This is a genomic window from Paenibacillus dendritiformis (assembly GCF_015845845.1).
Classification (GTDB): domain Bacteria; phylum Bacillota; class Bacilli; order Paenibacillales; family Paenibacillaceae; genus Paenibacillus_B; species Paenibacillus_B dendritiformis_C.
In genome coordinates this window covers 47,849-57,849 of the sequence record NZ_LDIG01000096.1, presented here as the reverse complement: position 1 = coordinate 57,849, position 10,001 = coordinate 47,849, and the positions used below count along the sequence as shown (strand labels likewise).

The 10,001-nt window shown below is 57.7% G+C and carries 12 protein-coding genes, 1 pseudogene and 1 other annotated feature; of the genes and pseudogenes, 4 read left to right on the top strand and 9 right to left on the bottom strand.

Annotated elements, in window-relative coordinates; genetic code table 11:
* Nucleotides 1–165 (top strand): annotated as a pseudogene (locus ABD76_RS29370) (IS1380 family transposase); the annotation flags it as partial.
* Nucleotides 166–513: 348 nt separating this feature from the next.
* On the opposite strand, the gene ABD76_RS08190 reads toward ABD76_RS29370, so the two are convergent.
* The 3 genes from ABD76_RS08190 to ABD76_RS08180 are packed head-to-tail and all read right to left on the bottom strand — an operon-like array spanning nucleotide 514 to nucleotide 1,654.
* Nucleotides 514–1,041: a DsrE/DsrF/DrsH-like family protein gene (locus ABD76_RS08190; protein WP_197255865.1), complete on the bottom strand. Its 528-nt coding sequence runs from the start codon at nucleotides 1,039–1,041 to the stop codon at nucleotides 514–516.
* A gap of 51 nt (nucleotides 1,042–1,092) precedes the next feature.
* Nucleotides 1,093–1,320 carry a sulfurtransferase TusA family protein gene (locus ABD76_RS08185; protein ID WP_197255863.1) on the bottom strand — a complete coding sequence of 76 codons (228 nt, stop codon included), beginning with the start codon at nucleotides 1,318–1,320 and terminating at the stop codon, nucleotides 1,093–1,095.
* A 31-nt stretch (nucleotides 1,321–1,351) separates the two neighbouring features.
* Nucleotides 1,352–1,654, bottom strand: coding sequence for a rhodanese-like domain-containing protein (locus ABD76_RS08180; RefSeq protein WP_197255861.1), 303 nt, complete (start codon nucleotides 1,652–1,654; stop codon nucleotides 1,352–1,354).
* A gap of 259 nt (nucleotides 1,655–1,913) precedes the next feature.
* Between ABD76_RS08180 and ABD76_RS08175 the strand changes: the two genes are divergently transcribed.
* Nucleotides 1,914–2,375 carry an aminoacyl-tRNA deacylase gene (locus tag ABD76_RS08175; RefSeq protein ID WP_197255859.1) on the top strand — a complete coding sequence of 154 codons (462 nt, stop codon included), beginning with the start codon at nucleotides 1,914–1,916 and terminating at the stop codon, nucleotides 2,373–2,375.
* Between the two features lie 786 nt (nucleotides 2,376–3,161).
* Nucleotides 3,162–3,382, top strand: a binding site (T-box leader).
* A gap of 116 nt (nucleotides 3,383–3,498) precedes the next feature.
* The gene (gene aspS, locus ABD76_RS08170) at nucleotides 3,499–4,812 is read left to right on the top strand and encodes an aspartate--tRNA(Asn) ligase (protein WP_197255857.1); all 1,314 of its coding nucleotides are present in this window, start codon (nucleotides 3,499–3,501) and stop codon (nucleotides 4,810–4,812) included.
* Nucleotides 4,813–4,990: 178 nt separating this feature from the next.
* Here the strand turns inward: aspS and ABD76_RS08165 are convergent, their stop codons facing one another.
* From ABD76_RS08165 to ABD76_RS08140, 6 genes are all read right to left on the bottom strand, one after another.
* Nucleotides 4,991–5,671, bottom strand: a complete 681-nt coding sequence (locus ABD76_RS08165; protein WP_197255855.1) for a DUF4166 domain-containing protein — start codon at nucleotides 5,669–5,671, stop codon at nucleotides 4,991–4,993.
* Nucleotides 5,652–6,128 (bottom strand): DoxX-like family protein, encoded by a 477-nt coding sequence (locus tag ABD76_RS29365; protein ID WP_242069446.1) that lies wholly within the window; start codon nucleotides 6,126–6,128, stop codon nucleotides 5,652–5,654. The genes ABD76_RS08165 and ABD76_RS29365 overlap by 20 nt, the downstream gene beginning before the upstream one ends.
* A 320-nt stretch (nucleotides 6,129–6,448) precedes the next feature.
* Complete coding sequence (locus ABD76_RS08155; RefSeq protein WP_197255853.1) at nucleotides 6,449–6,928, bottom strand: thiol-disulfide oxidoreductase DCC family protein; 480 nt, start codon at nucleotides 6,926–6,928, stop codon at nucleotides 6,449–6,451.
* Nucleotides 6,929–7,088: 160 nt separating this feature from the next.
* Nucleotides 7,089–7,724, bottom strand: a complete 636-nt coding sequence (locus ABD76_RS08150) for a response regulator transcription factor (protein ID WP_197255851.1) — start codon at nucleotides 7,722–7,724, stop codon at nucleotides 7,089–7,091.
* Entirely contained in the window at nucleotides 7,711–8,313 is a 603-nt protein-coding gene (locus tag ABD76_RS08145) for a sensor histidine kinase (RefSeq protein WP_242069445.1), read from the bottom strand. The genes ABD76_RS08150 and ABD76_RS08145 overlap by 14 nt, the downstream gene beginning before the upstream one ends.
* A 70-nt stretch (nucleotides 8,314–8,383) precedes the next feature.
* Nucleotides 8,384–9,397, bottom strand: coding sequence for a S66 family peptidase (locus ABD76_RS08140; RefSeq protein WP_197255849.1), 1,014 nt, complete (start codon nucleotides 9,395–9,397; stop codon nucleotides 8,384–8,386).
* A 162-nt stretch (nucleotides 9,398–9,559) separates the two neighbouring features.
* Here ABD76_RS08140 and ABD76_RS08135 point away from each other — a divergent pair, with 162 nt between their 5' ends.
* Nucleotides 9,560–9,994 carry a hypothetical protein gene (locus tag ABD76_RS08135; protein WP_197255847.1) on the top strand — a complete coding sequence of 145 codons (435 nt, stop codon included), beginning with the start codon at nucleotides 9,560–9,562 and terminating at the stop codon, nucleotides 9,992–9,994.
* Nucleotides 9,995–10,001: the final 7 nt, after the last annotated feature.

Sequence of the window (10,001 nt, the reverse complement as noted above, 5' to 3'; positions counted from 1 at the left end):
CTTCGAAACAAAGTCAGCCGCAGGCGGGTCAAAACGGTCATCGAAAATCTGATCTGGCTGGCCTCTCGAATGGTAGAGCATGCCAGACAAACGAAGCTCCGCTTCGGAAGACATAGTCCATGGTTTCAGACATTCCAGCGCATTTACGGGACCTTGTCGGGATAATAGATTGCGAACCTATGTTTCCGTTCAAGCTTTGCACAAGGGAAGCTTTGTTTCGTGATGTCTTTTTCAAGTGAATCGAGTCATCACCTCTGCTTTCTGCGCCTATCGTTACAGCTGATAGTGATGGTTCTCTTATTCGTAACCCTTTCACGGATTCAGGTACTTTAATATCGCCTTTTCATTGGATATATAAACTTTTAATGGGATTTTATCCTAAATAAAAAAGGAGTGTCCCTCGTCATTTTCCATGACTTCAGAGACACTCCTTGATCTTCCGGGAACCATAGGCCCTTTCCCTGGTATGTGAACCGGCTTCGAACCTCCTTCGGCGACGCGGATTCGGGAACATCAAATAAACAAATTCACCCTTCCATCCGCCGCATCGCCCAAATAGGCGGCCACTCCGCCATATTCGATACCATCGATCAGTTCCTCCTGCTGCAGACCAAGCAAATCCATGGTCATCGTGCAGGCCACCAGCTTCACCCCTTGCTCCTGCGCCAGCTCGATAAGCTGAGGCAGCGTCAGCGCTTGGTGCTTTTTCATGACATGCCGGATCATTTTCGGTCCCATGCCCAAAAAATTCATTTTGGACAATCCCAGCTTGTTCGCGCCCCTCGGCATAAGAAAGCCGAACGCTCTTTCCAGCCATCCCTTGTGGACCTGGACCGCCTCTTCCCGCCGCAGGGCGTTCAACCCCCAGAACGTGAAGAAGATCGTTACTTCATGCTCATAAGCCGCCGCACCGTTCGCGATGATGAACGCGGCCATCGCCTTGTCCATTTCTCCGCTGAAAAACACAATCGTCGTCTTCTGTGGCGATTGTTCCACTCGCTCCCCTCCTTTCGATTGCGCCCCAGGCAGCCCGCGCCGCATCTGCCAAGCCGTTGCGATTGGCAGGCACCGCTGTGTCCGCCTTCGGACCGGCTACTTTTTCCGCACATAAAATTTGTAGACGCCCTGTTCCTCTTCCTGTCCAACCATCTCATGGTTCGTCTTTTTGACCCATGCCTGGAAATCGTTCAACGACCCTTTATCGGTCGAGACGACCGCCATCACTTCTCCTCTCTCCAGCGCCTCCAGCGCTTTCTTCGCTTGCACGATTGGCATCGGACAGGCCATTCCGCTCGTATCCACTACAGTCGTTACCTTCATCATGTTCATCTCCCCAATCGATGTTCTTCGCTTACTTGACTTCTCCCATCCACTCATTCATCCCGCCGGACAGATTGTGCAGCCCGGTATAGCCGATCGCGGCTAAATATTGGCACGCTCGCATGCTTCGGCCGCCGGCTTGGCATACGACAATCCAGGCCTGCGCCGGATCGAGCTCGCCGATCCGCTCCGGCAATTCACTTAGAGGGACATTCACCGCACCCGGGATATGTCCGTCCGCATATTCCTCCGGCTCGCGGACATCCACGCACCGGGCCTTACCCGCGTTCAGCATCTCCTCCGCCTCGCCGGGAAGCACTTCCTTCCATGACATTTCAGTGCACCTCCACATTTATATACATATACCCGTATAGGTATATAAACAGTATAATAAGCTCCCTGCCGCTCGTCAAGCGCCGTTGGACAACAGGGAATCCCGCTCTATCATGCCCGATCGGCCCTTCTCTCCACGATGAGCATACAGATTGCCCGGTCAAACCCGCTGTATTCCGGTCCGGCTCTGGTACGGTTATCCTCGATCTGATAGGATGGAGAGAGGAAAAATAAACGGGGACAAGGAGGATGGCAGCCATATGGAAAACGTGCGCAAAATATTGGAGGAGCAGCGCGTTCCATTCGACATCATCCGGCATAAGCAGCCCATTCGGACGGCCAAGGAAGGCGCTCAGGCCCTCGGGATCGATATCGGTCAGACGGCGCCCGCGTTGGTGCTCAAGGCGGACGGCGAATATGTGGTGCTGATTCTATCGGGTGCGCGGGGGCGCATCGATGTGGAGGCCCTAGCTGGCATGCTCGGGCGCGGCAAGCTGGAGCTCGCCTCACGGCTTGAGGCGCGTGAGGCAACAGGGTATGAGGCGGGGGCGATTCCGCTTGCCGGCCATACGATGCCTTGCCTCGTAGACAAGCTGCTGTATCGATACCCGTGGATCTATGGGGGAACGGGTGAACCGGCAACAACCTTGAAGCTGGACCCGAGAGACCTGAGCAAGGTCAATCACGTCGTCGCTTATCTGGAGGCTGACGGCACTGGCTGACAGAGCGTGAGGCCGGAATGATGCCGTTCCTCCCGCATTGCGCGTGCAGGCCGGGCTTGGGCACGCCGAATCGGCCCGCTGGCCCGGTACTGGTACTGACCGTACCGGGTTTGAAAAAATGCTCGTATCCCGCAACGAATAAAACGGGGAACATAAGGCGCTCGCGACCAGCTCGAATGAAGGTCCTGCCGCGAGTTTATATTTGCCCTGATATTTGCGAAGCTTCAACATGGCCTTATACCAGTCATCCGTGAATTGAGGGAGCGGATACGGCTCCATGCGAAGAAGCGCTTCCGTGTCTTTCCGGTTGCCGGCCGCTTGCGCCGCTGCCAGCGCCTTGTCGAAGCCGATCCGTTCATTATCCAGCATATTGACCACGCTCCACGGTCGTGGTCGGCGTAACCTGGCCAGGCTCGTTGCGAAGGTACGTTTTTCCGCTGCTTCTCTGATCCCAGTGAACTACAGTGACCCGCTACTCCCACGGCAGTTGGAACTCCTGGGCGAAGGGGAGCATCGGCGAGCCCGGCCCCCCATGCAGGAACAGCAGGACCGGATTGTCCGTGCTCTCGGCAAGACTCACTCATTTCAGACGGGCAATGCCTTTCTCTTGCTGCAGAGAAATTTTACCTGCCAATTCGACGCCGAGTTGGATAGCAATCCCTTCCCTGGCGGTTGTCGGGAGACGCTGATGCTGCTGCGCCGCTCTCTATGCTGCGTCTGACCGCCATCTGTCCGCAAACAGACTATTGACAGCACCTTCGGCACTGTAATATGATGGATGACAAATTCAAAGCGATGATCTGGAGCAGTAGCGTAAAGCTGGAGCCGACAGAGAGCTGTCCCTTGGCTGGAAGGATGGCGGCTGCAATTGCGTGAACGACACCAGAGAGCGCCGCCTGAACGCGGATGCCAGTAGGAGTGGACGGTCTCCCGCCGTTACAGGGAAAGAGTGATCGCTATATGCGATAATTAGGGTGGTACCGCGTGAATCAGACCTCGTCCCTTTTCGGGACGGGGTTTTTTTGCATTTCGGGAAAGGGGGTGATCACATGGACGACGGCGATGATGATGACAACAACAATATCTTCAACTTACGGAACAAGCGAATAAGGAGGATGTTACGATGTCTAATAACAAGGAACCCGGAGTCCGTGTGCTTTGCTCCACGGTATCCCGTTGCGAAGGCCGGGAAGTCACAATCCAAGGATGGGTTCACGGCGTTCGTCGTCTCGGTCAGGTGGCCTTCGTGGATGTCCGCGACCGCAGCGGCATTGTTCAATGCGTGCTGGAAGGAAAATGGCTTGACCTGTCCTTGACGCTGGAATCGGTCGTTGCCGTCCATGGCCGGGCTGTCCCGGCAGCGAAGGCGGCGAACGGCATCGAAATCCATGCCGATCGGGTGGAAGTGCTGAATCGGGCCACGTCCCCGCTTCCGTTCGATCTGAACAAGAAGCATTTAAAGGTCAGATTGGATACGATGCTGGACCATCGCGTGCTGTCTCTGAGGCATAGAAAGGCCCACTCGATTTTTACGATTCAATCCGCCCTTGCGGGCGCCTTCCGGGATTACTTGGCCCGGCACGGCTTTACCCAGATTTTTACGCCCAAAATCGTAGCCTCCGGCACGGAGAGCGGGTCCAATCTGTTCCCGATCAATTATTTCGAGCATACCGCCTATCTCGCCCAATCTCCCCAGTTCTACAAGCAAATGATGGTGGGCGCCGGGTATGAGCGGGTGTTCGAGATAGGGCCGGTCTACCGGGCCGAGGAGCATAATACGTCCCGTCACTTGAACGAATATATTTCATTGGATGCCGAAGTCGGATTTATTCGGTCCGAGGAAGAGCTGATGGACCTGGAGCAGGAACTGCTGAAGGATATGTTCAGTACCGTCGCGCGGCAGTGCGAAGACGAGTTCAACCTCCTCGAAGTCGAACCTCTTGCGCTGACGGGGGACATTCCGCGCATGACCGTTGCCGAAGCTCATCGTATTTTGGAGCGGAAATACGGCAAGCTCTCGCCCAAAGGCGATCTCGATCCGGAAGGGGAACGCCTCCTCTGCCGCTACGTCGCGGAGAACAACCAGCCGGGCTTCGTCTTCCTGACCCGCTACCCGAGGGAGATCCGTCCGCTGTATGCGATGCCGGCCGGGGATGAACTGGAATTGACGGCATCCTTCGACTTGCTGATGGGCGGGCTGGAGATTACGACCGGAGGCCAGCGGATTCATGAGCTGGATCAGCTCATCGCCTCGATCCGGAGCCGCGGATTGAACCCGGAGCATTTCGACAGCTACCTGGAGCTGTTCCGGTACGGCATGCCGCCGCATGGCGGATTCGCCATCGGGCTGGAGCGGCTGACCTCACGGCTGCTCGGCCTTGGCAACGTGCGGGAAGCTTCCGCCTTCCCGCGGGATCGCAACCGGCTGACGCCGTGACGCAGGAAGGGACAAAGACAAAGGGTTTCCCGTATGGAAGCCCTTTGTCCGCTCTTCCGGCAGCATGGCTTCTGCAAGGAGCCGTATTGAAGCGATGCGATGTGCCGGCTTCCCCCGGTTAGACCGCATGCGCTTTCCCTATCCGGGGAATGCGGCGGCAATCGCGCGGCCCGCCCCCCTACTCGCGCGCTTCCTCGCGCAGCGGCTTGATATGCGCCGGAATGGCGGCATGCCGCGTCTCGATGAACCGGGCCTGAAATGCTCCCCGGTAGGAAAACACGGGCCCAATCAGCGGATTCGTCACCTCCACCGAAATCCGGTACAGCTCATCATCCTCGTCATACCATTCGCATACATCGGCCGTACCGGTGAACCGGCGCGGGAAGCGGAACTGCAGCAGGCCTTCATAGAAACGCTGATCGCCCGAGCGGATGCGCAGCCCGCCGTTCGCATCCGCAGACAAGGCCAGATCGACCGCCAAATGCTGCTTGTTCCCCAAATAATCGACCACGCCGCCCCGATCACGGCTGAAGATCATCGCCGCGTCGAAGCGGCGCGTCCGGTTCGGGAACTGGAAGCTTCGAATCCAGGAGACCGTCTCCCGTCCGTACCGATCCCGGTACGCATAGTTTTCAATCGTGAACGGCACACGGCAGCCTGACTGGGGAAACATTATGTGCCGGAACGTGCCGATATGGAGCGGAACGGCGGCCCACCGGGAATACCATACCCGCTCCATTACGCCTCGGCCGATCGAGGCGATCCTGTCTCGGCTGGAGAAGCCGAAGCGCTCCCGGATGCGCGGATGAAGCTTGGCGAACTCGGGGCCGAGCGCCCGTTCATAAATCGACGCCGCCATAGGCCTTCCCTCCCTTCGCGGTCCTCCGGCTCGGCGTGCGCGCGCAGCGGCTCGCCTGCGGCAGATCCCGTCCGGAGAGCGCGGCGATGACGCCGAGCCCGATCATGGCCGCGCTGAGCGTCACCGGGCTGAGGGGCGCCTTGATCCATTCCGGGCTGCCGGCGAGTGCCGCCCATGCGAGCAGCAGCACCACGACGGTATGCCCGCGCCACGTCCATGTCTTCCGATGGCAGGCGGCCGTCATCAAGCCGATCCCGATCTCGGCGATGCCGAGCAGGGTCAGCGCCTCCCTCTCCCATCCAGGGAGCAGGCCGGCCGCCTGCAGCAGCGCCAGCTCGCCGCTTTGGGGATACAGCAGCTTCGGCACAAGCCCCTGCCAGCACCAGAGCAGCGTCAGCAGCAGCACGCTGGCGTAATGAATCATGGCCCGGCCGGCCAAAGCGCGTCTCGTAATCATAGAGCGTCTCGAAGGAGATCTTTTCACCGAACAGAGTATATTTCCAATAGCCCCTGCCCTTGCGAATGAGCGACAACGCTTGATCGGAGCCGAAGACGAGAGTGGATATCCTTTTCCCGTCCTCCAAGCGCCTCGCCTTCGTCAATCCCGTCCCTGCGATCGCGAGGCCGAAGCCGATCCGCGTCTCATAGCGGAACCGCTGCGGCTGCCCCTCTGGCTCGCAGGGTAAATACGTAATCCGGCTAAAACGCAAATCCCACTGTTCATGCAGCTCCGGCGTCTGCGTATAGGCCCAAAGCGTATCCATGTCCGTGCGGATATCAAGCTTCACGTAAATCGGCTTCCTTCGCATTCGCATCATGGGGCACCTCCTCTGCGGTCTCGATCCAGCGGCCCGCCATTTCCGGCACATGGAGCAGACAGGCCTCTCGTCTGCCGAACCAGCGGTAGCGCCGCGCGGCGATAAAGTCATACGCCCGATCCCGAACCGGCGCCGGCACGGCGATGCAACCATAGAGCAGCCGCCATAGTCCCCCCAGTTCGCGGCAGACGCGCAGCGCCGCCTCCGACTTCGTATAGCAGGCCGTCCCCTGCACCATGACGAAGCTGTCCGGCAAGCGGCCGGACCAGCCCGCGCGCTCCAGCGCATACCGACCCGCTTCGGATTGAAGCGCCGCGAACCGGAATCGTCTCTTCGCGTCCCGCTTGATCACGAAGCGGGCAAGGCCGTGGCAGAGCAGGCACTCTCCGTCCATCAGCAGCAGAATCGGTTGTCTCGAATTACCCGGCCTGCTTGTCATGCGAACCCCTCCCTTTCCCCTCTTATTGTAAGAGGAAGGAGCCGCTCCGATAAGTTCCAACTCTGGTAGTACGGCATGACAAAAGGGTACCACATTATGTAGTACCCTGAGTCTCCAGTCCTATCCATTGCAAGTAATGCAGTTGCGCCTGACTTCCGGGCTAATCTCCGTCTCCGAGGAACAGCCCTTTCCGCTTCACTTTCTTTACCGCCTCTTTACTGCTGCGCACACCGAGCTTCTTCAATATTTTATTCACCTGATTCTTCAAGGTGCTCTCGGCTTTGTACAGCCTTTGCTCGATCTGCGGGTGCGTATAGCCCGCCTCGATCAGATCGAACACTTCCCGCTCAGCCGCAGTCAGCAGCTTAAGCTGTTCCTCCCGCTTCAGGCGGGCGTAATCCTTCAGCAGTGCCTCCATCGGCCCGGGATGGCGGTGCGCGCTCCGGATCGCATGCGGGAGCGCTTCGAAATTGCTCTTCTCGATATAATTGACCGCTCCCGCCGTGAAGGACTGCGTCATGACGGATTCATCGGCGACAGAGGTCAGCATCATAATTCTGGCCTCGCTGACCTCATGAATCTCCACCGCGGCGTAGACGCCCCCGAGCGGCTTGTCGCCGAGCTGGATATCCATCAGCACGACGTCGCAGGCCAGCGTCCGGGCGAGCCGAATGGCCTCTACGGCCTCCGTGGCGGCCCCGATAACGAGGATGTCCTCTTCCTGATTAAGGTACGAGGTCATCGCTTTAATCCAATCAGGGTCATCCTCGACCAGAAGCACCTTAATCGGATTCATGAGCGTTCCCTCCATTCCTGCTGATGGTTGCGCGGCGCGGAAATCGCAGCGTTACGCAAGCGCCTTCGCCTTCCTTGCTCGCGATATCTACCTCTCCCCCGCTTTTGTGCATCACATTATATACATAGGACAGACCAAGGCCGAAATTGTCCCTATGCCCCTTCGTGCTGTAAAACGGCTCAAAGCCGCGTGCAAGCTGCTCCGCGCTCATGCCTGTTCCGGTATCCTGAACCGACAAGCGCACTCCCTTCGGGCTGTCCTCGATCTTGATGCGGATCGCTCCGCCGTCCGGCATCGCCTCGACAGCGTTCCGCAGCAGGTTCCCAAGCGCCTCTGTCATATGAACGGCATCGCAGAGCACCAGGGGACGGCATACATAGTCCGCATCGGCTGCGATATGACGGCTCGCGAACAGCAGCTCATGCTGCGCCAGGCTTGCCTCAGCCAGCCGATCAAGTTGGCAGGGCTCCTCCCGCAGCACGACATTCTTCATCTGGCTGTGAATCCGCGTCACCATTGCCTGCATATGATCCGCCGCGCGGGAGATAATCTCCAGATGCTGCCGCGACGGCTCGTACTTGACCAGCAATGATAGTGCCCAAGCTTTTGCTGACGAAGATGAGTCGATCATAATTGCCGCGGAAGTGGTCGATCGCCGCCTAAGTAAAATATTGCACGACCGTGCCTTGTCCCTGCACTGCTTCGATCACGGCATATGCCCCGTTAATGAATGTCATCTGCGGCGGAACATGTCCGCAATCGATATCATACACAACGGGAATCTGAAGCTCCTCGGACAGCTCGCGGTATACATCTTCCGCCGTATAGTTCTCGACCGGATGATTGGCGGCGCTTCTGCCAAACAGGATGCCGGAACAGTGATCGAACCAACCGGCCAACTTCATGTGAACGAGCGAACGACGCAAATCCGCCGCTGACAGCTCGCAATTTTCCAAATACCAAATGACCGGATCGCCGCTCGCATACTGATTTCTGAAGCGATGGACATCGCCATAGGGCGTGCCAACCAGATGCCGGATAACATCAATACAGCCGCCGAGCAAGCGGCCTTCCATTTTTTCTACCCGGTTCGAGACGGTTCTCCAAGCCGTGGGCTCGGTCAAATGAAACACGCATGGCGTCGGGTTGGCATGATCCCACTTTGCCTGATAGGAAGCAGAAGACCGCTGGCGGACAGAGGCTCCGGCCGGCGTCGATAAGACGGACTGCCACATGGCGGTCGTGTCGTCGGAATATTCCCCCCGCATATCTACCAGATTCGGGCCATGCGCCGTAGCGATCCCGGTCCGCAGCGTCAGGGCCAACAGCAGCACGCTCGTATCCGAGTAACCGAGCACCCATTTGGCCTTCGCCTGATCATAATCAATCTGATCGACAATCTCGATGGGCAGCTCGCCGCCCCAAGGCGGAAGGATAATCCCGATCTCGTCGTTCTGCATCATCCTGTTGAACTCCTCGGCCCGCTGTCGGGCTGGGGCCGATTTGGCTTTGTCCTGGGTCCATACAGTATCTCCCCATACGACCCGATAGCCTTGCTTCTCCATACGGGCGCGCGCTTGATGAAGCAGTTCATGCAGCGCTGCCGGCACGCCTGAAGAAGGCGCCGTTACGCCAATCGTGCTTTTGTCCCTCAATGACGGATATGTAATCATTTCATTTCCCCCTTGTCTATCAATGGCCTTAGACATCAGGCCGTGTTCACGCCGCTGGCCTGGCTGCAATAAAGCGATCATTCGTTTCGAATCCGTACTTGCAAGCGACGCAGCGTCATTTTGTATCATTATCTGTGTGATTGGAAAATTGAGGAGTGGATCATGATGAAAAAATTATACGCCATTGTGCTGGTCTTGGCTATCCTGGGATTAGCCGGATGCGGACATCGAAATGGAGAAGAAGGGGATCGGCATGCCACTGATCTCGCGGGCATCGAAGTGATTGAGATTAATCACGGGAGCACGGCTCTGCATCTGGAGTCTGCGGATATCGATTCGCTGGAGGCGTCGCTGCTTCGTTACGACAACGGTCCGGGCATCATCCTCAACAAAGGCAAGCGCAGCCTGTCGATCGGTCTCCAAAGCAGCTACTTCCGTATCTTCAACCCCGGCATGCTGCCGCAGCTTAAGGTTCGCATTCCGAACGGCTACGCCGGCAAAATTATCATCCAGGGAACATCGGGCAACGTCCACGCCAGCAGCTTGGACACTGAGAATCTCCGGATTACCGGCAAAAGCGGCAGCATTACGCTTTAATTTGCGG